Genomic DNA, 25,082 nt, shown 5'->3' on the forward strand with positions numbered 1-25,082 from the left:
AAGCGGAGGCAATTGCATGCGCGATCTCGACCTGCAGACCCTGCGCCTGTTTGCCGCCGTGTGCGAGCAGCGCAGCATCGCGCGCGTGGCCGAGCAGGAGTCCATCGTGGGTTCGGCCATCAGCAAGCGGCTGGCCCAGCTGGAGGACACGGTGGGCACCGCCCTGCTGGTGCGCAAGCGGCGCGGCGTCATTCCTACCCCGGCGGGGGAAACGCTGCTGGAACACGCGCGCACCATGCTCGCCAGCGTGGGCCAGATCGAGCGTGACATGGCCGCCTATGCCACCGGCATCCGGGGCCACGTGCGCATGCTGGTCACGGCCTCGGTCATGGCCGAATCGCTGGCCGACGATGTGGCCGCCTTCCTGCAGGACCCGGCGCACCGCGACATCCAGGTGAGCCTGGAGGAACGCGTGAGCCCGGACGTGGTGCAGGGCATCCGCGACGGCAGCGCGTCCATTGGCATCTGCTGGGACGCGGCGGACCTCTCCGGACTGGAAACGCGCGGCTACCGCAACGACCACCTCGCCGTGGTGGCACATGCCTCGCACCCCGTGGCCCGGCACGCCAGCGTGCGGTTCGCCGACGTGCTGGACCATGAATTCGTGAGCATGCCCGCGCTGAGCGCCGTGCAGGTGCTGCTGGCGCGCGCCGCGGCCGTGGAGGGAAAAATGCTCGCGCACCGGGTGCTGGTGTCCAACTTCGACGCGGCCCTGCGGGTGGTGCGCGCCAACCTGGCCATCAGCGTCGTGCCGCGCGAGGTCGCCCTGCCCTTTGCCCAGACCGCCCCGGTGCGCGTGATTCCGCTGAGCGATCCCTGGGCCCGGCGGCGCTTCGCCATCTGCTACCGCAGCGCCCAGATGCTGACCCCGGCCGCACAGTTGCTGGTCCACCACCTGGCGGGGCTGGGCCGCCAGGAATGACCGCCTCCAACCGTGGCCCCATCGCAACAGTTTGAGTTGTAACACGTCATTTTTGGGGCGTAGCGCATGCGTGGTGTGCGTTCTGAGCTACTAAACTTGTAGCAAAATGGGTTCCGCGCTATAGTCTCAGCGCATCAGCGGGCCCGGCATTCGCCCACCCGAATGAAAACTTGATCCAACACTTGCGCGAGGAGAAGCGTCCATGAGCTCCAAAGAAAATGCCGCCATCAACCAGTTGTTCGAGCGGCTCGAATGCCGTTACGCACTGCGCGTGCTCTGGGCCCTGAAGGACGGCCACCCCCAGACCTTCCGCCTGCTGCAGGACAGCGTGGGGGGCATCACCCCCAACACGCTCAACACCCGCATCAAGGAACTGCGCGAAGCCGGCTTCGTGGACCATGGCAGCGACGGCTACACCGTCACTCCTTCCGGCGCCGACCTGCTCAAGCGCCTGTCGGACGTGCAGGCCTTCGCCACCCGCTGGGTGGCCGGCCGCGCCAAGAAGGTCTGACCACAGGCCAGCGGTCCCGTCTGTTCCCCGCCAAGGGGCTTCTCGTTAAAATACAGGGCCAAATTAGCTTCTAGCGCATGACATACAAGCGCTAGAAGCTATATTTTTAATAGCAAGCAAGGAATTTCATCCATGGCACTGACCACCACCGCATCCGGACTGCAATACGAAGACACCACCGTGGGCGACGGCGCCGAAGCCACCAAGGGCCAGAACGTTTCGGTGCACTACACCGGCTGGCTCTACAACAACGGCGAGCAAGGCGCCAAGTTCGACTCCAGCCACGACCGCAACGACCCCTTCGAGTTCTCGCTGGGCGGCGGCATGGTCATCAAGGGCTGGGATGAAGGCGTGCAGGGCATGAAGATCGGCGGCAAGCGCACGTTGATCATCCCCGCGGCCCTGGGCTACGGCGCGCGCGGCGCGGGCGGTGTGATCCCTCCGAACGCCACGCTCAAGTTCGATGTGGAACTGCTCAAGGTCGGCCGCTGATCGCGCAGCCTGCGCGGCAGCATCCGACACGACACCAAAGCGGCCTTCGGGCCGCTTTTTTTACGCCTGGCCCGCCACCTCTGGCACGGGCGCAGCCCAGGCCAGGCCCGCGCGCAAGGATGCCGTGCCGTAGAAAGGAAAGGCACAGAGCGGCTCGGGGTGTCCCATCAATCAAAAAGCGCCTTGTCCAGCCGCTCGAACTTCGCGTCGCCCACGGCCTCGCGGATCTTCGGTGCCAGCGCCGCCAGGTCCTCGAAACTGCCCGCTCCCTCCACGGCCAGGTTCAGCCGGAACCCGCGCAGCCCCATGGCGGCGGTCAGCTCGGTGGCAATCGGGTAGGCCGCCTGGTAGCGCTCTTTCGGCGTGCGCCCCGAGCCCTCCAGCGGCGATGCCACCGTGCCCAGGTCCGTCGCTGGCGCGGGTTCGGCCACGGGGGCTGGCTGGCTGGCGGCCATTGCGGCAGGCAGGGACTGCCCCGCCAGCGGCGCCAGCAGCCCCTGGGCGATCATGGCCTGCACGTCGTCCTGCGTGATTCCCATGGCGGCGGTGGCCGCCAGAATCTCGCCCGTGGAGCGCTTGCCATCAAACAGGATGAAGGCCGAACGCTGGCGCGAACTGAGACTGCCGTGCCGGTCCTTGAGCGCTTCTTGCCCTGCCGGCGTTTTGACGAGAACCATGAGCCTCCTTGAGCTGAACGGTGGCGGGTTGACGCGGGGCACCCACCACCCCACGAGCCCCTGCAGGCCAGATTCTCACGTTTGTGCACCATTGAAAATCGGGGTTTACGCATAACCATGGCAGCGCTGGCCGGAACGCGGGCGCGCCCCTCCTGGCCCCGTGCCGCAACCCGCAATCCCGCCGCGCCGCTACATCTCGGAGCGGATGCGCGGCAAGGCGGGCGCGGGCCGCGTCACCCAGCTCACCACCACGGCGACCACCAGTCCCGTCGGCACGCCGAACACGCCGGCCGAGATGGGCTGGATGCCAAACCAGAGCCCGTCCGCCAGCATCCAGCTGGGCAGCGCGCGCATGGCCGACACATGCGAAAGCATGTAGTACACCGCCACGCCCAGCCCCGCCACCATGCCGGCCACCGCGCCCTGCCGCGTGGTGCCGCGCCAGAAGATGCCCAGCACCATCACCGGCACGAAAGCCGATGCGGCCAGGGAGAACGACGCCGACACCATGGGCAGGATCTCTGACGGCTTGAGCGCCGCGACAAAGGCCGCCGACAAGGCCACCGCCAGCAGCGCGAACTTGCTCAGGATCACACGCTGCTCGGGCGATGCCTCGCGCTGGGTGTCCTGGAAATACAGGTCGCGCACCAGCGCATTGCTGATGGTGAGCAGCAGGCCGTCGGCGGTGGACAGCGCCGCCGCCAGCCCACCCGCGGCCACCAGACCGGAGACCACATACGGCAGGCCCCCCAGCTCCGGCGTGGCCAGCATGATGAGGTCGGCCCCGAGCCGGATCTCGCCAAACTGCACGATGCCGTCGCTGTTCACGTCCTCCACCGACAGCAGCGAGCTGTCCACGCGTGCCCACTGGGCCATCCAGTTGGGAAGGGCCTCGAAGCTGCTGCCCACCAGGTTCTGCATGACCTCGAACTTCACCAGCACCGCCAGCGCCGGGGCGCTCAGGTACAGCAAGGCGATGAAGAACAGCGACCACGCCACCGAGGCGCGCGCCGCCGACACCGTGGGCGAGGTGTAGTAGCGCGTGAGCAGGTGCGGCAGGCCCGCCGTGCCCACCATCAGGCAGAACATGAGCGCCAGGAAGTTGCGGCGCGTCAGCTCGTAGTCGCGCTGCTCCTCGGGGGTACCCTTCGGGTCGCCCACATAGGCCTGGCTGTGCAGGGGTAGGCCACCGAGGGGGCGGGCACGCTCATAGTTCTCGCGCATCTCGCGGGTCCAGCGCTCGCGGGCCGCGGCGGCATCGCGCGGCAGGGCCGCCAGCTCGCGGCTGGCCGTGACGATCAGGCCCACATCGGCGTTCTGGGTGCGCAGCGCGCGGATGCGCTCGCGCCCCTTCTCGCGTTCGCGCTCCAGGGCACCCTCCACGTCGCTCAGGCGGGCCTCGAAATCCTGGGCGCGCCGCAAGTAGGTCTGCACCACCTGGTGTTCCGCCGGCGAATCGAGCAGTTGCGCCTCCAGATCGGCGATCTTGCTGATCTGCTCGCCATAGACCAGCGGCGCCAGCGGGTTGCCAAGCTGCTTGTAGGCCAGCCAGGACACCGGGATCAGGAAGGCCAGCAGCAGCACCACGTACTGCGCCACCTGCGTCCACGTGATGGCGCGCATGCCGCCCAGGAACGAGCACAGCAGCACGCCGCCCAGTCCCAGCATGATGCCGATCTCGAACTGCACGCCGGTCAGGCGCGAGGCGATCAGCCCCACGCCGTAGATCTGCGCCACCACGTAGGTGAACGAGCACAGCACGGCGGCCAGCGCGGCGATCACGCGCGGCCACCGGCCGCCAAAACGCACGTGGAAAAAATCGGGCACGGTGTACAGGCCCATGGCGCGCAGGTGCGGCGCGATCAGCATCGCCACGAGGCAGAAGCCGCCCGTCCAGCCCAGCAGGTAGGCGAGGCCCCCCGCCTGCCCCGGCGTGCCGGAAAAGCCCTGCAGGTAGAGCGCCCCCGACAGGCTGATGAACGACGCGGCGCTCATCCAGTCGGCCGCCGCCGCCATGCCGTTGTACATGGGCGGAATGCGCCGGCCGGCCACGTAGTATTCCTCCGGGTCGGTGGTGCGGCCGTAGACGCCGATGCCCGCGTACACCATCACCGTGAGGAACAGGAAGATGGGGCCGATCCAGTGGCGCGAGAGCCCCTGGTGCTCCGCCCAGGTCATCAGCGCCAGGAAGGCCAGCACGCCCGCCACATACAGCGCCAGGATGCGGTGCAGCCGCCACAGGTAGGCCCGGTCTGCGCCGGAGGAATTGTTCTCAGCCATGGTCAGCCAGGAGGACGGGCCGCGTCTTCCAGGGATGCGGCCGCAGCGGCCGCAATGCGCTCAGCGTCCTGGCGCTCGAACCGGTTCATGGCCCATCCATAGGCCACCACGATGCCGATGAACACCAGCACCGCACCCTGTGCCGCGATCCAGTAGCCCAGGGGCCAGGCGCCGAACACCAGCAACTGCAGGTCCCTGGCGAAGTAGGTGGCGCCAAACGACACCAGCGCCCACAGCAGCAGCAGGCCCGCCTTGAGTTTCAGGTGCCGCACATCGTGCAGATCGGGCGGGAACGGGCCCGCCATTTCCGCCTCGGATGGTGATCGACGGGGCATGGCGGAGTCGTTCACGCAGGCTCTCAGCGATCCACGGCCCTGCGGGCCACGCGTGGCCCGTGCAATGAGGGCAGGTCGAACAACAGGCCCCCCCGCACAAGTGCCGCCCCGCCGCGCCGGGCGCGCACCCCCTTCTGCGCGTGGCGCGCGAGAAGGGGAAAGCGGCACGGCCGCCCGGGGGGTTGCCGCGTCACGTCAGCCTGCCAGTTGCTGCCAGGTGGCGATCACGCTGTCGGGATTGAGCGAGATCGACGAGATGCCCTCGGCGGCCAGCCACTGGGCGAAGTCCGGGTGGTCGCTGGGGCCCTGGCCGCAGATGCCGATGTACTTGCCCTGTGCCAGGCAGGCCTTGATGGCCTGGTGGATCAGCTGCTGCACAGCGGGGTCGCGCTCGTCGAAGTCGTGCGCCAGCAGTTCCAGCCCCGAGTCGCGGTCCAGGCCCAGGGTGAGCTGGGTCAGGTCGTTGGAGCCGATGGAGAAGCCGTCGAAGAACTCCAGGAAACGCTCGGCCAGGATGGCGTTGCTCGGCACCTCGCACATCATGATGACCTTGAGGTCGTCCTTGCCGCGCTGCAGGCCGTGCTGGGCCAGCAGCTGCGTCACGCGCTCGGCCTGGCCCAGCGTGCGCACGAAGGGCACCATCACCTGCACGTTGGTCAGGCCCATGTCGTTGCGCACGCGCTTCAGGGCCTCGCACTCCATCGCGAAGGCTTCGCCGAAATCAGCGCTCAGGTAGCGCGCCGCACCGCGGAAGCCCAGCATCGGGTTTTCTTCCTCGGGCTCGTAGCGGCTGCCGCCGATGAGCTTCCTGTACTCGTTGGACTTGAAGTCCGACAGGCGCACGATCACCGGCTTGGGATAGAAGGCGGCAGCGATGGTGGCCACGCCTTCGGCCACCTTGTCCACGTAGAAGGCGCGCGGGCTGGCATGGCCCCGGGCCACGGACTCCACGGCCTTCTTCAGGTCGGCATCGATCTGCGGGTAGTCCAGGATGGCCTTGGGGTGCACACCGATGTTGTTGTTGATGATGAACTCGAGGCGCGCCAGGCCCACGCCCTCGTTGGGCAGCTGGCAGAAATCGAAGGCCAGCTGGGGGTTGCCCACGTTCATCATGATCTTGGTTTGGATGCTGGGCATCTCGCCGCGCTGCACCTCGGTGACCTCGGTCTCGAGCAGGCCGTCGTAGATGCGGCCGGTGTCGCCCTCGGAGCAGCTCACGGTGACCAGCGTGCCATCTTTCAGCAGTTCGGTCGCGTCACCGCAGCCCACCACGGCCGGAATGCCCAGCTCGCGCGCGATGATGGCGGCGTGGCAGGTGCGGCCGCCCCGGTTGGTGACGATGGCGCTGGCGCGCTTCATCACGGGTTCCCAGTTGGGGTCGGTCATGTCGGTCACGAGCACGTCGCCGGGCTGCACCTTGTCCATCTCGGCAATGTTGTGCACCAGGCGCACGGGGCCGGTGCCGATCTTCTGGCCAATGGCGCGGCCCTCGGCCAGCACGGTGCCCTGGCCCTTGAGCTTGTAGCGCATCTCGGCCTGGCCCTTGGACTGGCTCTTGACGGTTTCGGGCCGTGCCTGCAGGATGTAGAGCTGGCCATCGGTACCGTCCTTGCCCCATTCGATGTCCATCGGGCGGCCATAGTGCTGCTCGATGACCAGCGCATACTGGGCGAGCTGCTGCACGTCGGCATCGGTCAGGGAATAGCGGTTGCGCTGCTCGGTGGGCACGTCGGTGGTCTTCACCAGCTTGCCCGAGGCGGCCTTCTCCTGGGGCGTGGAAAACACCATCTGGATGAGCTTGCTGCCCAGGTTGCGGCGGATCACGGCCTTCTTGCCGGCACGAAGCATGGGCTTGTGCACGTAGAACTCGTCGGGGTTCACGGCGCCTTGCACCACGGTCTCGCCCAGGCCGTAGCTGCTGGTGATGAACACCACGTCTTCAAAACCGGACTCGGTGTCGATGGTGAACATCACGCCGGCCGCGCCCAGGTCGGAGCGCACCATGCGCTGCACCCCGGCCGACAGGGCCACGACGTCGTGCTCGAAGCCCTTGTGCACGCGGTAGGAGATGGCGCGGTCGTTGTACAGGGAGGCGAACACCTCCTTCATCTTGTGCAGCACGTCGTCGATGCCCACCACGTTCAGGAAGGTCTCCTGCTGGCCCGCAAACGATGCGTCCGGCAGGTCTTCGGCCGTGGCGGACGAGCGCACCGCGAACGAGGCGGCGGGGTTGCCGGCGCTCAGCGTGGCGAATGCTTCGGCAATGGCTTGCTGCAGGTCGGCCGGAAAAGGCTGGGCCTCGACCATGGCACGGATCTCGGCGCCGACGGCGGCCAGGGCGCGCACATCTTCGGTGTCCAGGCTCTTGAGCTTGGCGCTGATCTTGTCGGCCAGGCCGTCGTGGGCCAGGAACTGGCGAAACGCGTGCGCCGTGGTGGCAAAGCCTGTGGGCACCCGCACGCCCTGGGGCAGTTGGGAGATCATCTCGCCGAGGGAGGCGTTTTTACCGCCTACGGCCTCGACATCGGTCATTCTCAGGTTTTCAAACGGTACGACCAGGGCGGTCGGGCTGAAAAGTGCAGACATGGGAAAGCTCCAGAAGTTGAAACCGGGTCTGCGCGCCCGCCCCCTTGGAGCGATGGGCGAGCGGCCATGCACGGGCAGCGGCTTTGTCGTTGTGGTTGTGGGCCGACGAAGTGCATGGTGAGAATTTGGATAATTGTCACAATTGTAGGCCTGCGGCACTGGCGGCAGGCTGACGTACTGAAAGGCACCCTGCTCCATGCACACGCGCACCGTTTTTTTCGTCTCGGACGGCACCGGCATCACCGCCGAAACCTTCGGCAATGCCATTTTGGCGCAGTTCGAGATGAAGCCGCGCCATGTGCGCCTGCCCTTCATCGACACCGTGGACAAGGCCCACCAGGCGGTGCGGCAGATCAACCACACGGGCGAGGTCGAGGGAAAGAAGCCTGTGGTCTTCACCACCCTTGTCAACATGGAAGTGCTCAAGGTCATCCAGGAAGGCTGCAAGGGCATGCTGCTGGACATGTTCGGCACCTTCGTGCACCCGCTGGAAGAAGAACTGGGCATCAAGTCGCACCACCGGGTCGGCCGCTTCAGCGACGTGAGCCGCAGCAAGGAATACACCGACCGCATCGAGGCCATCAACTTCAGCCTGGCGCACGACGACGGCCAGAGCAACCGTGACCTGGCGGGTGCCGACGTGATCCTGGTGGGCGTGAGCCGCAGCGGCAAGACACCGACCAGCCTGTATCTGGCCATGCAGTGCGGCCTCAAGGCGGCCAACTACCCGCTGATCCCCGAAGACTTCGAGCGCCGCCAGTTGCCCCCCGCGCTGGTGCCGTTTCGCAGCAAGATCTTCGGCCTGACCATCAGCCCCGACCGCCTGGCCGAAATCCGCGCGGAGCGCCGTCCCAACTCCCGCTACGCCAGCCTGGAGAACTGCCGCATGGAAGTCTCCGAAGCCGAGGCCATGATGCGCCGCGCGGGCATCCGGTGGTTGTCCACCACCACCAAGTCCATCGAAGAGATCGCCACGACCATCCTGCAGGAGATCCGGCCGGAGCGGCTGGTGTACTGAGGGGCGAACCGCCGAGCGTGTGCGCCGAACGCGTCGCACCCCGTCGCTTGATTAAAAAAGGCTCTAGCGCTTGATCAGCAATATCTGATAGCTATTAATATGTGAGCGATTGGGAGCACTAACCTCGACCGCTCCCCTGCGCGTGGATCGCTTTGTGCGGCATCGCGCCCCCGGAGCCTCGTCAAAATCCCGCATCCTTCACGTTGCCCTGGTGCCCTGGTGTCTTTTGCAGCCGCCGCAATGGTGGTGCTGTTCGTCGGCAAACGTTGGTACGACTACGTGCACAAGGCCACTTCGCCCTACGACGAAGTGGGGCTCGAACTGAACTCCAGGGCGCCAGCGCCCCTGAACCGCCAGGGCTGCGCGCAACTGCAGGAACGCTTTGCCCGGGTCGTGCCACCCTACGGGTGCGCTACCGGCGATGGACGTCAGTGGAAGTAGGCCGGCCCTGAGGGCGAATCCACGCGCAGCAGCTGGCGGGGTCATGCCGCCGGCCTGCAGCACGCTGAATGAGCGCGCGCCTACTTCACCGCGAACCGCACATTCGCCGGCTTCTTGCCCGGCAGCGCCACCAGCGCCACCACCTTGGTGCCCGCGGCCACCTTGAACGTGCCCTTGGCTTCCAGCCGGCCTTCTCCCGCCGGCACCAGCATCGCCTCGGATTTTTCAGTACCGTTCAGCAGCGTGAGCTTGGCGTTCACTCCTTCGGTCCGGGCGGGCTTGCCGTGGTCGCGCAGGTGCAGCGTGAGGAGGTCGGGCTTGGCCACGAGTTCGTAGTCCATGTCATTGGCTTCCACGACGATGCCGCCATGCAGCGGCTTGTGTTCGTGCCCGTAGGCGTGGTCGCCTGCCGCAAAGGCAGTGCCACAGAATGCGAGGGCCAGGGTGGCGAGAAGATGTTTCGTTGTCATGGTGATCCTTTCAAAGGGAGGATGGGAACAGGGAACAGGGTCAGAACGCCTCGGCGTTCTTGTCGTCCAGCAGGCGCTCGGCATCGCGGCGGCCGAACAGCCAGAACAGGGCCGGGGTCAGGAAGGTGTCGAGCAGGGTCGAGCTGATCAGGCCCGAGAAGATCACCACCGCCACCGGGTGCAGGATCTCGGTGCCGGGGCGCTCGGCCTCCAGCAGCAGCGGCGCCAGCGCAAAGGCCGTGACCAGGGCGGTCATGAGCACAGGGGACAGGCGCTCCAGCGAGCCGCGCACGATCATCGCGGTGTCGAAGTTCTCGCCTTCCACGCGCATCAGGTTCAGGTAGTGGCTCACCTTCAGGATGCCGTTGCGCACCGAGATGCCCGCCAGCGTGATGAAGCCGATCAGCGCCGCCACCGACAGCGGTTGGCCCGAGATCCACAGCCCCAGCACGGCGCCCACCAGCGCCAGCGGGATGTTGGCCATGATCAGCGCCGACAGCGTGGCCGAGCGGTAGCGCGTGTACAGCACCACGAACATCAGCACCAGCGAGACGATGGCGAGCATGCCCACCAGGCGGCTGGCCTCTTCCTGCGCCTGGAACTGGCCGCCCAGGGTGATGAAGTAGCCGTCCGGCAGGCGCGTATCGCCCACCACCTTGCGGATGTCGGCCACCACGTCAGACAGCGCCCTGCCCTGCGCGTTGGCCGAGAGCACGATGCGGCGCTTGCCATCGTCGCGGCTGATCTGGTTGGGACCGTCGCCGTCCTCGATGCTCGCCAGGCGCGACAGCGGCACCCGCCCGCGCGGCGTCTCGATCATGATCTGCGCCAGGCCGTCGAGCGAGCGCGCGCTCTCGGGCAAGCGCACCACCAACGCAAAGCGGCGGCTGCCCTCCACGATCTGCGTCACCTTTTCGCCCTCCACCAGGCCCTGCAACGTGGCCAGCACCTGGGCCGCGGGCACGCCGTACTGGGCTGCGGCGGCGTGGTCCACGCGCACGGTGATCTGCGGCGCCAGCACCTGCTTTTCCACCTCCAGGTCGGCCAGGCCGTCGATGCTGGCCAGGCGCCCGCGCAGCGCATCGGCCTGGCCGCGCAGGGTATCCAGGTCCTCGCCGAAGAGCTTGATCGCGATCTGCGAGCGCACGCCCGAGAGCATGTGGTCGATGCGGTGCGAGATCGGCTGGCCGATGGCGATCGCCGCCGGCATCTGCGCCAGCCGGCTGCGGATGTCGGCCTGCACCTCGGCCATGCTGCGTGTGAGCTCGGACGCTGGCAGCAGACCCACATCGAGCTCGCTCACGTGCACGCCCTCGGCATGCTCGTCCAGCTCGGCCCGGCCACTGCGCCGACCCACGTGCGTGACCTCGGGCACCTGGCGCACCAGCACCTCGGCCTGGCTGGCCAGGGCGGTGGACTCGGCGAGCGTCACGCCCGGGTTCAGGCGCATGCCGATGAGCAGCGTGCCCTCGTTGAACGGCGGCAAGAAGGTCGTCGGAAAGAACGGCACCGCCGCCACCGACAGGACCACCGCCACCCCGCTCACCGCCATGGCCATGCGCGGACGTGCCAGCACCCGGGTGAGCCCACCGCGGTAGCGCGCCTTGAGCCAAGCCACCACGCGGGTATCGCCATGGTCGAGGTTCTTCATGCGCGGCAGCAGGTAGAAGGCCAGCACCGGCGTGACGGTGACCGACACCAGCAGCGAAGCCACGGTGGAGACGATGAACGCGATGCCCAGCGGCACGAACAACCGCCCCTCGATGCCCGGCAGCGCGAACAGCGGCAGGAACACCAGCACGATGATGGCCGTGGCGTAGAGGATGCCCGAGCGCACCTCCATCGATGCGAGCTTGACCACCTCCAGCGGGTGCAGCCGGTGGTGGGGGTGTTTGCTGCGGTCCATCTTCAGGCGTCTCAGCACGTTCTCCACGTCCACCACCGCATCGTCCACCAGGCCACCGATGGCAATGGCCAGGCCGCCCAGCGTCATGGTATTGATGGACAGGCCGAAGTACTTGAAGACCAGGGCCGTGATGAAGATCGACACCGGGATGGCCGTGAGCGCGATCACCGTGGGCCGCAGCGTGCCCAGGAACACGAACAAAATCACCGCCACGAACACCGAGGCGCCCATGAGCTTGCCCTGCAGGGTGGTGACCGATGCCTCGATGAAGCTTGCCTGGCGGAAGGTGACGCGCGGCGCCTCCATGCCTGCGGGCAGCGACTTCTTCAAATCACCCAGCGCCGACTCGATGCTGCGCGTGAGCGCGATGGTGTCGGCCGTGGGCTGCTTCTGGATGCCGAGGATCACGGCCGGCTTGCCCTCGAAGCCCGCGTCGCCGCGCTTGAGGGCGGCGGCGAAGGTCACCTCGGCCACCTGGCGCAGCAGCACGGGCTGGCCGTTCTTTGCGGTGAGCGCCAGGTTCTGCAGATCCTCCAGGCGCGAGGTGCGGCCCAGGTGGCGGATCAAGTACTCGCGCCCGTTGAGCTCCAGGAAGCCCCCCGAGGTGTTGGCCGAGAAGCCCTTGAGCGCCCCCGTGAGCTGATCGTGCGTGATGCCCAGCTCGGCCATGCGCGCCGTGTTGGGCTGCACCTGGAACTGGCGCACCTCGCCGCCGATGGGAATCACCTGCGCCACGCCGGCAATCGCCAGCAGGCGCGGGCGCAGCACCCAGTCGGCGTACTCGCGCACGGCCATGGGCGTGGTGCGCTGCACGTCGATGGGGATCGCCACCTGCATGATCTCGCCCATGATGGAGCTGATGGGCCCCATGCGCGGCGTCACGCCCGCGGGCAACCCCTCCTCCATGGACGAGAGGCGCTCGGACACCATCTGGCGCGCGCGGAAGATGTCCGTGCTCCAGTCGAAGGTGACGTAGATGAAGGACAGGCCCGCGCTGGAGGTGGAGCGCACGCTCTCCACGCCGGGCAGGCCGTTCATGGTCGTCTCCAGCGGGAAGGTGATGAGCTGCTCCACCTCCTCGGCGGCCATGCCGCCGGCCTCGGTCATCAGTGTGACGGTGGGCTTGTTGAGATCGGGGAACACGTCCACCGGCGTGCGCGACAGCGTGAAGGCGCCATAGGCCATCAGCACGCCCGCCGCGATGAGCACCAGCAGCCGGTTGGCCAGGCTGCTTTCGAGTAGCCACTTGAACATTGCGTGGTTTCCTTCAACGGACCTGGTTGATCAGCGTGGCGCCCTGCGTGGCCACGCGGTCACCGGCCTTGAGGCCCGAGGTCACGGCCACCGAGGTGCCGTCGAGGGGCACGTAGGTGACGACGCGCGGCACGAAACGCTCGGGCGACTCCTTGACCCAGACGATGGTCTGGTTCGCGGGATTGCGCAGCAGCGAAGCCACGGGCACCTGCACGCCAACGGCCTGCTCGGTGGATTGCACGAATACGCGCACGGGCTGGCCCAGGGCCAAGGTACCGAGCACGGCCGAGTCGCCGGCAAACTGCAGCGGCAGCGCCTGGTCGCGCAGGCTGCGCGCCGCGCCCAGAAAACGCAGCGGCACGCGCTGCCCGCCCACGGCCAGCGCGGCGCCGGCCACGCTGTGGGCCTGCGCCGTGTCGTAAGCCAGGGCTTCGACGCGCAGGCGCGTGGGGTCCACCACCTCGAACACCAGTTCGCGCGCATCCACCACCTGCCCTGCCACGGCGTTGGCCGAGGCGATGACACCCGAGACGGGCGCCACCAGCGCATCGCGGGTCGAAAGGCCCGCCCCCACCGCGCCCAAGCGCTGGGTGACGCTTTGCAGCTCGCTCTCGGCCGCCTCGATGTCCTTGCGCGGCACGGTGTCTGACAGGTCCTTCAAACGCGCCACGCGGCGTGCCGCCAGGTCGCGTGCAGCACGCAACTCGGCCTGCTGGGCCAACTGGTTGGAGCGCTCGATGGCGCCCGCCGTGGGCACCACATAGGCCAGCACCTCCCCCTTGCGCACCGCCTGGCCCACGCCGGGCAGGCCCTTGGGCCCGGCCTCCAGCCGGCCGGCCAGCGCGGCCTGCACCTTGCCGCCAGCGTTGGGGTCCATGACCACCGTGCCGGCCAGCTCGAAGGCCTTGGGGTGCCGGCCCTCGGCGGCCACCAGGGTGCGCACGCCCAGTTGGCGCTGCGCAGGCTTGGGCAGGAAGACGCTGCCATCGGGCTGGCGTTTGGGGCCGTTGCCGTCGGCCGCCGCGGGCGCGTCGCCATGGTCATGGCCTTCACCGGCACGCGCCACCAGCGGGGCGCACAGCGCAGCGGCCATCGCCAGGGCCACGACGGAATGGAGAGAGGTCAGGCGCTTCATGCTGCACCTCCCAGGCGCTGGGCGCGCGCGGCGCGGCCACGCCGCAGGCCCCACGCCAGGGCCAGGGCTGCCAGCACGGCGGCCACGGCACTGGCGACCAGCGCGTTGCGCCGGCCCGTGGGCTCGGCGTGGGCCTGGGCCGCGGCGTGCACGTCGATCTCGCCGGCCAGCAGGTCGGTGTCTTGGCCGGCCACCACGGTGGCGGTGACGGGGCTCACCCCCTCGGCCAGCGGTGCGGTCAGCGCGGCCTGGAACTCGCCGTCGGCCACGCGGGTCACGGGCACGCGCGTGCCGGCGATGTCGATCTCCAGCTGGGCCTCCCTGACCGGGCTGTTGTCGCCCGCATGGTCCAAGTAGAGCGCCAGTTTTTGCCCGTCGAGCACGCCCACCAGCTCGAACAGGTCGGAGGTGGCGGCAAAGCGCGGTATCGCAGGGCCGGCTGCGGCGGCGGGGGCTTCGCCATGGTCATGGCCATCGCCAGCCAGTGCCCACGAAGGCGCCAGGCCCAGCACCAAGGCCAGGGCCAGCGCGGAAGGAAGAGAAAGGAGTTGCATGGTGATCACAAACAGGGTGTCGGGATGGATAGGGCGCTCACTGCGGCAACAGGCCCAGGGCCTGGCGCAGGGTGGATACGGCGGCCGCCGCATCGATGCGGGCACGCGCCAGCTGGCGCTCGGCCTGCACGGCTTCCAGCTCCACGCGCAGGCGCGTGGGCCAGTCGGCTTCGCCCAGGCGGAAGGCCTTGTCGACGAAACCGCGCGTATCGCGGGCCAGTGCCGCATGGCGGGCCATGGCGTCGCGCTGGGCTTGCGTGGCTTTCACGCGGGCCGTGGCCGCGGCCAGGTCGGCGGCCAGGCGGTCCTGCTCGGCGCGGGCGCGCACCTCGGCGTCCAGCGCGTCGGCACGGGCCGCTGTCTCCTTGGCGCGCGCCCGGTCCCCACCGCCCAGGGGCACGCGCACGCCGACCGTGAAGCTTTGCAGATAGCGCTCGCCGGCCTGCTCGCGCCCGCGCGTGGCGGCCACGGTCAGCTCGGGGTTGGCACGGGTCTGCACGGCGGCCAGGTCGGCGGCGCGGCGCGCCACCGCGGCCTGGTCGTTCCAGTCCGCCACCGCCGGGTGGTCGGTGGGCAGGCCGGCTGCTGGCAGCGCTTCGGCCTCGGGCTCGGCACCGTCGGCCAGCACCCCGTTACCGCCCCATGCCGCCAGGGCTGCCTGGGCCACATCGCGTGCGCCCGTGGCCTCGGCCACCGCGGCTTCGGCCTGGGCCACGGCACCATCGGCCTGGGCCTGGTCGGCACGCGACATGTCTCCGGCCTGGAAGCGCCGCGCCACGTCGGCCGCCAGGCGCTGCGCGTTGTGCAGCCGGTCCTGCGCCAGGCCCAGTTCTGCCTGCGCGCGCTGCAGGGTCCACCAGGCCTCGCGCACGGTTGCGGCCAATTGCAGCTGCGCGGCCAGGCGGCGGCTTTCCACGGCCTTGATCTCGGCATCGCCCAGCGCGGCCTTGCGGGCGCGCTCGCCGGGCAGCCACAGCGGCAGGGCCACGCCCATCTCCACTTCGCGGTTGCCCTGGTTGCTGCCGGGGCGGTCGGTCTTGGCCTGCAGCTCCAGCGCGGCGGGCTCGGCCGTCCAGGACGATGCACCGCTGCGTGCGGCCTGTGCCGATTCGCGCCGCAGCGCGGCCGACTGCGCCTCGGGCTGGCGCTCCCAGGCCCTGTCGAACAAGGCCTTGAGCGTGAGCGGTGGTGCCGGCGTCTGGGCCAGCGCAGCACTGCCGGCCAGCGCCCACCCCAGGACCACGGCCGCCATGCACAGCCGTGGTGTGTGGTTCGTTCTTCTCGTTCGTTGCATCCGATTCCTCTGCAATGGCGGGGGGCCACGGGGTTGAAATCGGCAAGGCACGACGATGTCCGGCGCACAAGCACGCGCCGCCGCCGCCCGCGAGAGCTGCGTGGAATCGTCAGGAAGGGGCTACCCGGTGCCCCGCCTCGCCGCTCAGGCGAGGACGGACCAGTTGGGACGTTCGGGGCGCGAGAGTGGTGGATGCACCCAGGCAGGTGCCACCTGGGAAACAGGGCGGGCGACCGAGACCACGATGGCCTGGGCACCCGCGCTCAGCGCCATGCCGCTGCCCACGCCGTGGCAGGCATGGCAGTCCATGTCGGCCGTGCCGGTGGTGGCCAGGGCCTTGTGGTCCTGAGTTTCGCTGGCATGGGATGGCTCGGCCGGCACATCGGCCCGGTGCTCGTGCACATGGTGGCCAAAGTGCGATGCCTGCGGCGCTGCCTCGTGCCCGCAATACGGCGATGCAGCCGCCCAGATGGACTGGAGCGGCATGAACAGCAGCAAAAAGACGAGGAGCAGGCGGCGCATGGTGTGCGCGCATTCTAGTGACAAGATGGCGCGGTGCAGCATGCGCAACCGTGCATATCCCCATGCGACCAAGGGCAAGACGGGAGCAGATGACCAAATCGTCATGTCGGCTTCATCCGGCCGCCACGAGAAACTGCGGCGTGCCGTCGCTGGCGCGCACTTCGGAACACTCCACACCCCACACGCGCGCGATCGCCGCCGCGTCCAGCGTTTGCCCCACGGGCCCCACGTCGCAGCGCCCGGCCCCCATCAGCACCACGTCGTGCGCATAGCGCAGCGCCAGGTTCAGGTCGTGCAGCACCGCCACCACGCCGATGCCCTGCTCCACCGCCCAGCGGCGCACCAGGGCCATGGCCTGGTGCTGGTGCGCCAGGTCGAGCGCGGCGGTGGGCTCGTCGAGCAGCAGCCAGCGCGTGGCGCCATCGGGCCGGGGCTCCCAGATCTGCGCCAGCGCCCGGGCCAGGTGGGCGCGGGCCCGCTCGCCGCCCGACAAGGTGTTCACGCCGCGCGCCGCCAGGTGGACCACGCCGGTGGCCTCCATGGCATCGCGGGCGATGCGCGCCTCGTTCCGGCTGGGCGACTGGCGGTGCGGAAAGCGGCCCATCTCCACCACCTCCTGCACCGTGAAGTCGAAGGCCACCGCCGTCTCTTGCGGCAGCACGGCGCGCAGGCGCGCCAGCTCCAAGGCACCAACCGCAGTGAGCGCCCGGCCCCTCAGGCTGACCGAGCCCGAGCGCGGCGCGCGCTGGCCCGACAGCATGGACAGCAGCGTGGATTTGCCCGCGCCATTCGGCCCCAGGATGGCGGTGAAGCGGCCAGGCGCCAGGCGCGCATGCACGGTCGCCAGCAGCGGCAGGCCGGGCAGGCCCACCGCCAATTGATCGCACACCAGCGGATCGCCGGGATGGAGCGGGCCTGCTCTCATACCTTGCTCCTGAATTGGCGCAGCATGGCCAGGAACAAGGGCACACCGATGAAGGCGGTGAGCACGCCCAGCGGCAGCTCCGCCGGCTTGACGATGGTGCGCGCCACGACGTCGGCCGCCAGCACCAGCGCGGCGCCCAGCAGGGCCGATCCCGGCAGCACCACGCGGTGATCCGGCCCGGCCACCAGGCGCACCCAGTGCGGCGCCACCAGGCCGATGAAGCCGATGATGCCGGTGGCCGCCGTGACGGCCCCCACGGCGAGCGCCGTCACCAGCACCGCCAGGCGCTTGGTGCGCTCCACCGGCACGCCCAGCAGCGCGGCCTGCGCCTCGCCCAGCGCAATCGCGTTGAGCGGGCGCGCCAGCGCCAGGCCCAGGCCGCAGGCCACCGCCACGATGGTGCCCACCAGCGCCACGGCGCTCCAGCGCGCTCCGCCCAGGCTGCCCAGCAGCCACATCTGGATGTTGCGCAGTTGCTCGTCGGTGGAGATGAAGTTGAGGTAGCCCAGCCCCGCCAGCGCCAGCGCATTGACCGCCACGCCCGCCAGCAGCATCAGCCCCATGCGCGTGGCGCCATCGGCTTGCGCCAGCCCATAGATCAGCGCCGTGACCACCAGGCCACCGCCAAAGGCCATGGTCACCAGCGACCAACTGCCCAGCGTGCGCGGCATGTCGGGCAGCCAGTGCATGCCGAGCACGATGGTGAGCGCAGCAGCCAGCGCGGCGCCGCTGCTCACGCCGACCAGGCCGGGGTCGGCCAGCGGGTTGCGAAACAGCCCCTGCATCAGCGCACCCGCCAGCCCCAGGCCCGCCCCGGCCGCCACGCCCATCAACAGGCGTGGCAGCCGGATGTTGATGAACACCAGGTACTCCGGTGCCTGTTCGGCAGAAGGCGCCAGCCCCACGGCCTGCAGCAGCACCTGCCACAGCTGGGCGGGCGCGATGGCGTACGCGCCCTGGGTGCTGGCCCAGGCCAAGGCCAGCACCACCAGTGCCGAGCCCACGGTCAGCGCGGTGCGGGGCGACAGGCGCCCCGCGGTCCAGCGCGCACCCGGCTGCGCCACGGACAGGCCGCTCACGCCGTGATCGCCTGCATGCGGGTGTGCACCTCGCGCACGGCCCCGGGCAGGCGCGGACCAAAGCCCAGCAGCTGGCTGGCCTCCATCGTCACCAGGGCCTTGTGGCGGAAAGCGGGCGTGAGCGCCAGTTCCGGCCGCTGCCAGAACGCGGCCTCGCCGCCCAGCGCCTCGATGCCCTGCGTGCTGTTGAGCAGCACCTCGGGCGCGGCGCTGGCCATGGCCTCGGCCGTGAGCGGCCGGTAGCCCGCGAACTGCGTGATGGCGTTGGTGCCGCCCGCAAAGCGGATCAGCGCATCGGCCGCCGTGCCGGTGCCCGCCACCATGGGGCTGCCGCCGTGCGACAGGATGAAGATCGCGCGCGGGCGGCGCGCGGACGCGGCCACCAGCTTGTGCACCGCCGCCCACTGCGCATCCAGGTCCGCCTGCAGGGCCGTGGCCGCGCGCTCGCGGCCGGCCACGCGGCCCACGGTGGCCACCTTGCGCTGCACTTCGTCCCAGGTGTGGTCGGCCTTGACCAGCTCCACCCGCACCCCGGCGCTGCGCACCTGGTCCAGCACCACGGGCGGGCCGGCTTCGGTGGTGCCCACCACGGCGTCGGGCTTGAGGGACAGCAGCCCCTCGGCCGACAGCTGGCGCATGTAGCCGACCTTGGCGGTCTTGAGCGCGGCCTCGGGGAACAGGCTGGTGGTGTCGGTGCCCACCAGCTGGCCTTGCGCGCCCAGCAGGTAGACCACCTCGGTCAACGCACCGCCCAGCGAGACGATGCGCGCCGGGCTGGCCGCGACTGCGCGCTCCGCGCCCACCACAGACAGCAGCGGCAGCGCTGCCATGCCGCGCAGCAGCTGCCTGCGCGCCGCGTCGGTCAGGCCATCACGCAGCATGGACCACCTCGTCCTGCTGCGCCTGCGGCAGCCGCGCCACCAGGTCGCGCCAGCCCTGCAGCTCGGGCTTGCCGGGCTTGCGCGCACCGAAGAACATGGCCATCAGCTCGCCCGCGTGGTCGAACGCCTCGACGGAGGTGACGACGCCATCGGCCGTCGGCTTTTCCACCACCCACACGCTGGCCACCACGTCGGTGCGCAGGTGCAGGTTGAAGCCTGCGTCCAGCACGTTGATCCACTGGGCGTGCGGTGTGTCGAGCGGCTTTATGTTGCGCACCGGCCCGGTGTGGATCTGGATGCAACCGCCGCTGCCCACGAACACCATGATGGGCAGGCCGTCCACCGCGGCCTCGTCCAGCAGGCGCGATACCGCTTGCGGTTCCGCGCGCCACGCGAACTGGCCTTCGACCAGGCGAAAGCTCTGCTGACGCTCCACGCCGAATTTCCTGGTCAGGCCGAAGAACTCGTGTGTGTCCTGCATGGCACCCCAGGCCTCGCGCAGACCGTCGGCGTCGATGTCGGCATCGGGCCGCACCGCTTCCGGCGCGGGCGCCTTGCCGAACACATAGCCCGCGCTGGGCTGCGCGAAGCGGTTCACCACCGCATCGAACGCCGCCAGGTCGGTCGCTTCGCGGGTAAAGATCTTGTGCACGGCGCGGCCGCTGGCGTTGTAGAACTGCAGGCTGCGCAACGGCGGCCTGGCGGGGTCGTTGGCCAGCTCGGTCACGGCAAAGCCAGCATGCCACTGCGCGAAGAACAGGCGCAGATCGATGTCTTCGCCCAGCGCGATGCCCACCGGGCCTGTGGCCGACACGTTGGTGTAAATGCCGGTCTTCTCATGCACCACGCCTTCATTGCGCGTGAGGGCCATCAAGGGGCCGCAGGCCTCGAGCGCCTGCAGCATCTCCAGCCACGAACCCTGCAGCGGCACGGCCTTGAGCGGGTGGCCGTGCTCGCCCGCGTGGGCCGCCACCGCAGCGCCTTCCGAGAGCCCCAGGCTCTCGGCCGCCTCCTTGGCGCGCTTGCCGGCAGCACGTGCGGTGGCGAACTGCGCGCGAATGTCGGGTGCGGCCAGGGGCGCGGAGGCCGGAGTGCCCGGGGTGTTCGTCACGGCGCGGCTCATTGCACGGCCTCCGGCGCGGTGTGCCACAACACGCGGCGCTGCTCTGCGGCCACCAGTGCGGCGCTGGCGGCGGTGTCCTGGCGCGCCTTGCACTGCTGTTCCCAACGGCCCTGCAGGCTCCAGACCACCGTGCGGAAGTGAGCGGTGAAGCCGTCGGCGTCGGCCAGCATCTGCAGGTTGGCCGATATCTTGCGGCCCATGGCGTCGCGGTGGGTGTCGCAGCAGGCCTGCACGTAGCCCGTCATCAGGGCGAGCGTGCCGGCCAGCAGCGCCTCGGCGCACGGCAGGCTGTACTCCTCGTCGCAGTGGGCGCTGGCCTCGGAGGCATTGGAAGGATCGGGAACGTGGCTCATGGGTGTTCTCCTTGATGGGTGGCCTTGGAACGTGTTCACGTGGGTGCTCAGAAGTCCGCCACCAGCGACACCCGCACGGAGCGGCCGGGCTGGCTGTAGGCGTCGATGAAGTTGGCGTTGGCTGCCAGGCCGCGCACGTCGGCCCAGCGCCAGTGCTTCCTGTCGGTCAGGTTGTAGATGCCGAGGTTCAGGCGCAGGTCCTTGCGGATGCGCCATTGGCCCGACAGGTCGAGCACCGTGTACGACGGCGTGAGGTACTGCGTGCTGCCCGTGGCCACGGCCACGTCGCTGGCCTTCTTGGCGGCGGCGTGGGTGGCATCCAGGCGCGCCATCCAGTGGCCGGTGTCGTAGCGCAGGCCGGCAGACAGGCGCGATGGGTCCACCGTGTTCACCGGCCTGCCGGTGGCGGTATCGCGCCCGCGCGTCTGGCCGTAGCTGAATGGCGATGTCCATTGTCCGCCTGCCCACTGGCCCCAGCGCATGTCGCCCTTGACCTCGAAGCCGTTGAGCTTGACGCGGCCGATGTTGACCGACTGGAACACCAGCGGGTTGCCCGGCGCACCGGTGCCGCCGACCTGGCGCAGGTCTTCGATGAAGTCCTTGTAGCGGCCCGTGAACGCTGCAGCTTCGACCGACAGCGCGTCCAGCCGGCCGCGCACGCCCAGCTCGAAGTTCTGGCTCTTTTCGGGCTTGAGGTTGGCGTTGGGCACCGTGCGGTAGTTGCTGACCGGGTTCTCGAAGAAGGCGTTGACCTGGCCCGCATTGGGCGCACGGAAGCCCGCCGCGTAGTTGCCGAACACGCTCCACTGCTCGCTGGCGCGGTAGAGCACGCCGAACTTGGGCGAGGTGGCGTTGCCCGACAGGGACACGGCCTGCGCGCCGAAGCCCGCCTGGTCGGCCTTGATGCGGAAGGTGTCGAAGCGCACGCCCGGGGTGATGCTCCAGGGACCGGTCACGAACTCGTCCTGCACGTACAGGGCGGCACTGGTCTCTGTGGTGTCCGGAAAGCGCTTGAGCGGGAAGGTCTCGCCCACCGGCGGGGTCACGCCGGTCTGCAGGTTCTCGACCTTGGCGGACGTGTAGTCGAAGCCGTAGGTGATCTTCTGCACCAGGCCGCCAGCGCCCGAACGCAGCACCTTGCTGCCCTGCAGGTTGGCCTGCCAGGTGCGCTCGTCGTAGGTCACGTCGCGCACGCGGTCGGCAGCGGTGTTGCGGTCTTCGGTGACGTATTCGCGCGAATGCGAGTCCTGAAAACTCAGCGTCGCCTTCAGGTCGTCGGCCAACGCCGAGTTCACGCGCCACGCACCATCCCACGTCGCGCGGCTGCGCTGCATGTCGGTGAACGAGGTTGAGCCCAGCACGGACGTGGCGGCCAGCGGCGGCTTGGAGCGCGCGGTCAGCAGCTCGTAGTCGGAGGTCTTGTCCACATGCTCCAGCGTGAACACATGGCGCTGGCCGCCGCCGGGCGTGAGGATGACCTTGCCCAGCAGCGCGCCGCTTTGGTCCTTTTGCGGGTTGGGGCGGGTGCGGTCGGCATTGGCCGCGCTGTTGGTACCCATGTTGTCGAGGTCGCTGGCGCGCGTGACGTTACCGCCCAGCAGCCACTGCACCGTGTCGCCCGCCCGGCCCGCCACCGTGGCGCCCACGCGCTTGCCGTGGTCGTCGCCGTCGTAGCCCACGCTCACACGCCCGCCGATGCGCTTGTCGCCATCGAGGAAGGCCGATGGTTCGGCCGTGATGAAGTTGACCAGGCCCGCCATGCCGTCCGACCCGTACAGCGCCGACGTGGCGCCGCGCACGACCTCGATGCGCTGCAGCAGGCCGATGTCCAGGTAGTCGCGCCCGAAGGCGTTGGCGCTGAAGACGTAGCTGCGCGGCAGGCGGATCCCGTCCACCATCATCAGCACGCGGTTGCCGTCCAGGCCGCGGATGTTGAAGCCCGCGTTCTGCTCGCGCCCCGTGGAGCCGCTGGCCAGCGTGAAGCGCGCGGGCGAGCGGGTGACGGACACGTTGGGCAGTTCACGCGCCACATCACGGATGTCGCGCACCTGGCCTTCCTCGATGGCCTGCGCGTTGATCACGTCGATGCTCATGGGCAACTCGTCGCGGTCCTGCTCGCTGCGCGAGCCGCTGATGACCACCTCCTTGAGCGCCGGGCCGGCAGCGATCAGTTGCGCCACATCCTGCGCATGCGCGCTGCCGATGGCGGCGCATGCACAGGCCACCAGCCACGTGAGCGACCGCAGACGGCCTTGCAGCCATTGATCGGAGGGGTGCGCCTGTGCGCGCCGGGAAGAAAACGGAGGGGTACGGAATGCCTGCGCCACGGAGGGGAGTCCTTCTCTGAAACGACAACGAATACAGAGCTGGCTCCATGCAGACGGTCCTGGCTTCTGCGGGCAGCAGAAAGGGCCGTTGTGGCTGGCTGATGGGGTGAATTATATGAGAATAATTCTCAATACGTAACCAGATTTACAACCACAAGGCACCAGCCGCTCCCCAAGACACGGCGGGCCCACGAAAAAAAGCGACCGGCCGCACAACACAGCCGGTCGCTCATCTATTGATAGCTTCCAGCGCTTTACCATCAAGCGCTGCAGGCCATTTTCAATCAAACATCAAACGGTTTCCGCCACCGTTTCCGCAGCCGGGGCACCCGCTGGCGCGGCCGCCACCACCGGCATGCGGATCAGGTGGTCGAATGCGCTCAGCGCGGCCTTCGACCCATCGCCCGCAGCGATCACGATCTGCTTGAACGGCACCGTGGTGCAGTCCCCCGCCGCGAACACGCCGGGCAGGTTGGTGCGGCCGTGTGAGTCGACGATGATCTCGCCGAACCTGGACAGCTCCACCGTGCCCTTGAGCCATTCGGTGTTGGGCACCAGGCCGATCTGCACGAACACGCCTTCGAGCTGCACCAGGTGCTCCACGCCCGTGGCGCGGTCCTTGTACTTGAGGCCGTTGACCTTGCCGTCGGTGCCGGTGATCTCGGTGGTCTGCGCGTTGGTGTGGATGGTCACGTTGTGCAGGCTCTTGAGCTTGTTGACCAGCACGGCGTCCGCCTTGAGCTGGTCGGCGAACTCCACCAGCGTGACATGGGCCACGATGCCGGCCAGGTCGATGGCAGCCTCGACACCCGAGTTGCCGCCGCCGATGACCGACACGCGCTTGCCCTTGAACAGCGGGCCGTCGCAGTGCGGGCAGTAGGCCACGCCCTTGTTCTTGTATTCGGCTTCGCCGGGCACGTTGACGTTGCGCCAGCGCGCGCCGGTGGACAGGATCACCGTCTTCGATTGCAAGGTGGCGCCGTTGGCCAGCTTCACACCGATCAGGCCGCCGGGCTGGGCCGCGGGGATCAGCTGGTCGGCGCGCTGCAGGTTCATGATGTCCACGTCGTAGGCACGGGTGTGGGCTTCTAGCGCGGCGGCGAACTTGGGTCCGTCGGTTTCCAGCACGGAGATGTAGTTCTCGATGGCCAGCGTGTCGTTGACCTGGCCGCCGAAGCGCTCGGCCGCCACGCCGGTGCGGATGCCCTTGCGGGCGGCGTACACGGCGGCCGCGGCGCCGGCGGGGCCGCCGCCGACGATGAGCACGTCGTACGGTGCCTTGGCCGACAGCTTGGCCGCGTCACGGGCGGCGGCGCCGGTGTCGAGCTTGGCCACGATCTCCTCGACCGACATGCGGCCCGAGGCGAACACCTGGCCGTTCATGAACACCATGGGCACGGCCATGATCTCGCGGTCGGCCACTTCCTGCTGGAAGGCGCCACCTTCGATCACGGTGGTCTTGATCTTGGGGTTGACGATGGCCATGAGCGACAGCGCCTGCACCACGTCCGGGCAGTTGTGGCAGGTCAGGCTCATGTAGACCTCGAAGTTGAAGTCACCGTCGAGCGCGGCGATCTGCTCGATCACCTCGGGCTCGACCTTGGGCGGGTGGCCGCCGGTCCACAGCAGGGCCAGCACCAGCGAGGTGAATTCGTGGCCCAGGGGCAGGCCGGCAAAACGCAGCGAATTCGTGCTGCCCACGCGCTGCAGGCTGAACGAGGGCTTGCGCGCGTCGTTGCCGTCGGTGCGCAGCGTGATCTTGTCGCTGCGCAGGGATTGGATGGTCGTCAGCAGCTCGCGCATCTCGCGGGCGGTTTCGCTGTCGTCCAGGGAAGCCACCAGTTCGAACGGCTGCGTCACGCGCTCCAGGTAGGCGGAAAGCTGGGTCTTGAGTTGTTCGTCGAGCATGGTGGTGTCCTTTCGAGTTGTGACTTGCAGGGTGGGGGCTGGGGCTGCTTGTGGCAAGCCCGGCACCGCAAAGGTAGGTGAAAAAGGCG

Annotated in this window: 22 protein-coding genes; 5 read left to right on the forward strand and 17 right to left on the reverse strand. The window is 68.9% G+C overall.

All coding sequences use genetic code 11. The features are described from left to right. Positions 1–16 precede the first annotated feature (16 nt). The 3 genes from AC1RVY_RS16090 (at position 17) to AC1RVY_RS16100 (ending at position 1,925) form a co-directional block, all read left to right on the forward strand. Positions 17–922, forward strand: a complete 906-nt coding sequence (locus tag AC1RVY_RS16090) for a LysR family transcriptional regulator (protein ID WP_218295388.1) — start codon at positions 17–19, stop codon at positions 920–922. A 202-nt stretch (positions 923–1,124) separates the two neighbouring features. Next, on the forward strand, positions 1,125–1,433 hold the full coding sequence (locus AC1RVY_RS16095) for a winged helix-turn-helix transcriptional regulator (protein ID WP_218295389.1): 309 nt from the start codon (positions 1,125–1,127) through the stop codon (positions 1,431–1,433). Between the two features lie 132 nt (positions 1,434–1,565). Beyond that, positions 1,566–1,925 (forward strand): FKBP-type peptidyl-prolyl cis-trans isomerase, encoded by a 360-nt coding sequence (locus AC1RVY_RS16100; RefSeq protein WP_218295390.1) that lies wholly within the window; start codon positions 1,566–1,568, stop codon positions 1,923–1,925. 167 nt (positions 1,926–2,092) lie between these two features. Here the strand turns inward: AC1RVY_RS16100 and AC1RVY_RS16105 are convergent, their stop codons facing one another. The 4 genes from AC1RVY_RS16105 to ppsA form a co-directional block, all read right to left on the reverse strand. Continuing rightward, the gene (locus AC1RVY_RS16105) at positions 2,093–2,602 is read right to left on the reverse strand and encodes a hypothetical protein (protein ID WP_218295391.1); all 510 of its coding nucleotides are present in this window, start codon (positions 2,600–2,602) and stop codon (positions 2,093–2,095) included. 189 nt (positions 2,603–2,791) lie between these two features. Next, the gene (locus tag AC1RVY_RS16110; protein ID WP_218295392.1) at positions 2,792–4,882 is read right to left on the reverse strand and encodes a VC_2705 family sodium/solute symporter; all 2,091 of its coding nucleotides are present in this window, start codon (positions 4,880–4,882) and stop codon (positions 2,792–2,794) included. A gap of 2 nt (positions 4,883–4,884) precedes the next feature. Further along, positions 4,885–5,217: a DUF4212 domain-containing protein gene (locus AC1RVY_RS16115; protein ID WP_369642880.1), complete on the reverse strand. Its 333-nt coding sequence runs from the start codon at positions 5,215–5,217 to the stop codon at positions 4,885–4,887. Between the two features lie 195 nt (positions 5,218–5,412). After that, positions 5,413–7,803, reverse strand: a complete 2,391-nt coding sequence (gene ppsA, locus AC1RVY_RS16120) for a phosphoenolpyruvate synthase (protein ID WP_492807177.1) — start codon at positions 7,801–7,803, stop codon at positions 5,413–5,415. 196 nt (positions 7,804–7,999) lie between these two features. On the opposite strand from ppsA, the gene ppsR reads away from it, so the two are divergent. Together ppsR and AC1RVY_RS16130 are read left to right on the forward strand one after the other, a co-directional pair. Continuing rightward, on the forward strand, positions 8,000–8,821 hold the full coding sequence (gene ppsR, locus AC1RVY_RS16125) for a posphoenolpyruvate synthetase regulatory kinase/phosphorylase PpsR (protein WP_218295395.1): 822 nt from the start codon (positions 8,000–8,002) through the stop codon (positions 8,819–8,821). A 219-nt stretch (positions 8,822–9,040) separates the two neighbouring features. Further along, a complete protein-coding gene (locus AC1RVY_RS16130; RefSeq protein WP_369642881.1) occupies positions 9,041–9,262 on the forward strand; it encodes a hypothetical protein in 222 nt (73 codons plus the stop codon). Between the two features lie 80 nt (positions 9,263–9,342). Here AC1RVY_RS16130 and AC1RVY_RS16135 read toward each other — a convergent pair whose 3' ends face one another. The 13 genes from AC1RVY_RS16135 to ahpF form a co-directional block, all read right to left on the reverse strand. Next, positions 9,343–9,732, reverse strand: a complete 390-nt coding sequence (locus AC1RVY_RS16135) for a hypothetical protein (protein ID WP_492807179.1) — start codon at positions 9,730–9,732, stop codon at positions 9,343–9,345. Positions 9,733–9,772: 40 nt separating this feature from the next. After that, entirely contained in the window at positions 9,773–12,892 is a 3,120-nt protein-coding gene (locus AC1RVY_RS16140) for an efflux RND transporter permease subunit (RefSeq protein ID WP_492807180.1), read from the reverse strand. 13 nt (positions 12,893–12,905) lie between these two features. Continuing rightward, positions 12,906–14,027, reverse strand: a complete 1,122-nt coding sequence (locus AC1RVY_RS16145) for an efflux RND transporter periplasmic adaptor subunit (protein WP_369642883.1) — start codon at positions 14,025–14,027, stop codon at positions 12,906–12,908. Then, the gene (locus AC1RVY_RS16150; protein ID WP_492807182.1) at positions 14,024–14,581 is read right to left on the reverse strand and encodes a hypothetical protein; all 558 of its coding nucleotides are present in this window, start codon (positions 14,579–14,581) and stop codon (positions 14,024–14,026) included. Before AC1RVY_RS16150 ends, AC1RVY_RS16145 begins: the two co-directional genes overlap by 4 nt. A 37-nt stretch (positions 14,582–14,618) precedes the next feature. Continuing rightward, entirely contained in the window at positions 14,619–15,833 is a 1,215-nt protein-coding gene (locus tag AC1RVY_RS16155; protein ID WP_492807501.1) for a TolC family protein, read from the reverse strand. Positions 15,834–16,019: 186 nt separating this feature from the next. Further along, the gene (locus AC1RVY_RS16160; protein ID WP_255594722.1) at positions 16,020–16,397 is read right to left on the reverse strand and encodes a hypothetical protein; all 378 of its coding nucleotides are present in this window, start codon (positions 16,395–16,397) and stop codon (positions 16,020–16,022) included. 112 nt (positions 16,398–16,509) lie between these two features. Further along, positions 16,510–17,322: a heme ABC transporter ATP-binding protein gene (locus AC1RVY_RS16165; RefSeq protein WP_492807184.1), complete on the reverse strand. Its 813-nt coding sequence runs from the start codon at positions 17,320–17,322 to the stop codon at positions 16,510–16,512. Next, positions 17,319–18,401 (reverse strand): FecCD family ABC transporter permease, encoded by a 1,083-nt coding sequence (locus tag AC1RVY_RS16170; RefSeq protein ID WP_492807185.1) that lies wholly within the window; start codon positions 18,399–18,401, stop codon positions 17,319–17,321. Before AC1RVY_RS16170 ends, AC1RVY_RS16165 begins: the two co-directional genes overlap by 4 nt. Further along, positions 18,398–19,282 (reverse strand): heme/hemin ABC transporter substrate-binding protein, encoded by an 885-nt coding sequence (locus AC1RVY_RS16175; protein WP_492807187.1) that lies wholly within the window; start codon positions 19,280–19,282, stop codon positions 18,398–18,400. The genes AC1RVY_RS16170 and AC1RVY_RS16175 overlap by 4 nt, the downstream gene beginning before the upstream one ends. Next, positions 19,272–20,405 (reverse strand): hemin-degrading factor, encoded by a 1,134-nt coding sequence (locus AC1RVY_RS16180; RefSeq protein WP_492807188.1) that lies wholly within the window; start codon positions 20,403–20,405, stop codon positions 19,272–19,274. Before AC1RVY_RS16180 ends, AC1RVY_RS16175 begins: the two co-directional genes overlap by 11 nt. Beyond that, complete coding sequence (locus AC1RVY_RS16185; protein ID WP_369642890.1) at positions 20,402–20,758, reverse strand: hypothetical protein; 357 nt, start codon at positions 20,756–20,758, stop codon at positions 20,402–20,404. The genes AC1RVY_RS16180 and AC1RVY_RS16185 overlap by 4 nt, the downstream gene beginning before the upstream one ends. A gap of 47 nt (positions 20,759–20,805) precedes the next feature. After that, positions 20,806–23,016 carry a TonB-dependent hemoglobin/transferrin/lactoferrin family receptor gene (locus tag AC1RVY_RS16190; RefSeq protein ID WP_492807502.1) on the reverse strand — a complete coding sequence of 737 codons (2,211 nt, stop codon included), beginning with the start codon at positions 23,014–23,016 and terminating at the stop codon, positions 20,806–20,808. A gap of 360 nt (positions 23,017–23,376) precedes the next feature. Further along, positions 23,377–24,993 carry an alkyl hydroperoxide reductase subunit F gene (gene ahpF, locus AC1RVY_RS16195; RefSeq protein ID WP_492807190.1) on the reverse strand — a complete coding sequence of 539 codons (1,617 nt, stop codon included), beginning with the start codon at positions 24,991–24,993 and terminating at the stop codon, positions 23,377–23,379. Positions 24,994–25,082 lie beyond the last annotated feature (89 nt).

The organism is Acidovorax sp. GW821-FHT11A03, assembly GCF_058809075.1.

Excerpts from the sequence above, each read along its gene's own strand:
- AC1RVY_RS16160 (WP_255594722.1), bottom strand. The coding sequence starts at position 16,397 with ATGCGCCGCCTGCTCCTCGTCTTTTTGCTGCTGTTCATGCCGCTCCAG.
- ahpF (WP_492807190.1), bottom strand. The coding sequence starts at position 24,993 with ATGCTCGACGAACAACTCAAGACCCAGCTTTCCGCCTACCTGGAGCGC.
- AC1RVY_RS16110 (WP_218295392.1), bottom strand. The coding sequence starts at position 4,882 with ATGGCTGAGAACAATTCCTCCGGCGCAGACCGGGCCTACCTGTGGCGG.
- ppsA (WP_492807177.1), bottom strand. The coding sequence starts at position 7,803 with ATGTCTGCACTTTTCAGCCCGACCGCCCTGGTCGTACCGTTTGAAAAC.
- AC1RVY_RS16180 (WP_492807188.1), bottom strand. The coding sequence starts at position 20,405 with ATGAGCCGCGCCGTGACGAACACCCCGGGCACTCCGGCCTCCGCGCCC.
- AC1RVY_RS16155 (WP_492807501.1), bottom strand. The coding sequence starts at position 15,833 with ATGGCGGCCGTGGTCCTGGGGTGGGCGCTGGCCGGCAGTGCTGCGCTG.
- AC1RVY_RS16115 (WP_369642880.1), bottom strand. The coding sequence starts at position 5,217 with ATGCCCCGTCGATCACCATCCGAGGCGGAAATGGCGGGCCCGTTCCCG.
- AC1RVY_RS16100 (WP_218295390.1), top strand. The coding sequence starts at position 1,566 with ATGGCACTGACCACCACCGCATCCGGACTGCAATACGAAGACACCACC.
- AC1RVY_RS16165 (WP_492807184.1), bottom strand. The coding sequence starts at position 17,322 with ATGAGAGCAGGCCCGCTCCATCCCGGCGATCCGCTGGTGTGCGATCAA.
- AC1RVY_RS16095 (WP_218295389.1), top strand. The coding sequence starts at position 1,125 with ATGAGCTCCAAAGAAAATGCCGCCATCAACCAGTTGTTCGAGCGGCTC.
- AC1RVY_RS16090 (WP_218295388.1), top strand. The coding sequence starts at position 17 with ATGCGCGATCTCGACCTGCAGACCCTGCGCCTGTTTGCCGCCGTGTGC.
- AC1RVY_RS16145 (WP_369642883.1), bottom strand. The coding sequence starts at position 14,027 with ATGAAGCGCCTGACCTCTCTCCATTCCGTCGTGGCCCTGGCGATGGCC.
- AC1RVY_RS16135 (WP_492807179.1), bottom strand. The coding sequence starts at position 9,732 with ATGACAACGAAACATCTTCTCGCCACCCTGGCCCTCGCATTCTGTGGC.
- ppsR (WP_218295395.1), top strand. The coding sequence starts at position 8,000 with ATGCACACGCGCACCGTTTTTTTCGTCTCGGACGGCACCGGCATCACC.
- AC1RVY_RS16175 (WP_492807187.1), bottom strand. The coding sequence starts at position 19,282 with ATGCTGCGTGATGGCCTGACCGACGCGGCGCGCAGGCAGCTGCTGCGC.
- AC1RVY_RS16105 (WP_218295391.1), bottom strand. The coding sequence starts at position 2,602 with ATGGTTCTCGTCAAAACGCCGGCAGGGCAAGAAGCGCTCAAGGACCGG.
- AC1RVY_RS16140 (WP_492807180.1), bottom strand. The coding sequence starts at position 12,892 with ATGTTCAAGTGGCTACTCGAAAGCAGCCTGGCCAACCGGCTGCTGGTG.
- AC1RVY_RS16185 (WP_369642890.1), bottom strand. The coding sequence starts at position 20,758 with ATGAGCCACGTTCCCGATCCTTCCAATGCCTCCGAGGCCAGCGCCCAC.
- AC1RVY_RS16150 (WP_492807182.1), bottom strand. The coding sequence starts at position 14,581 with ATGCAACTCCTTTCTCTTCCTTCCGCGCTGGCCCTGGCCTTGGTGCTG.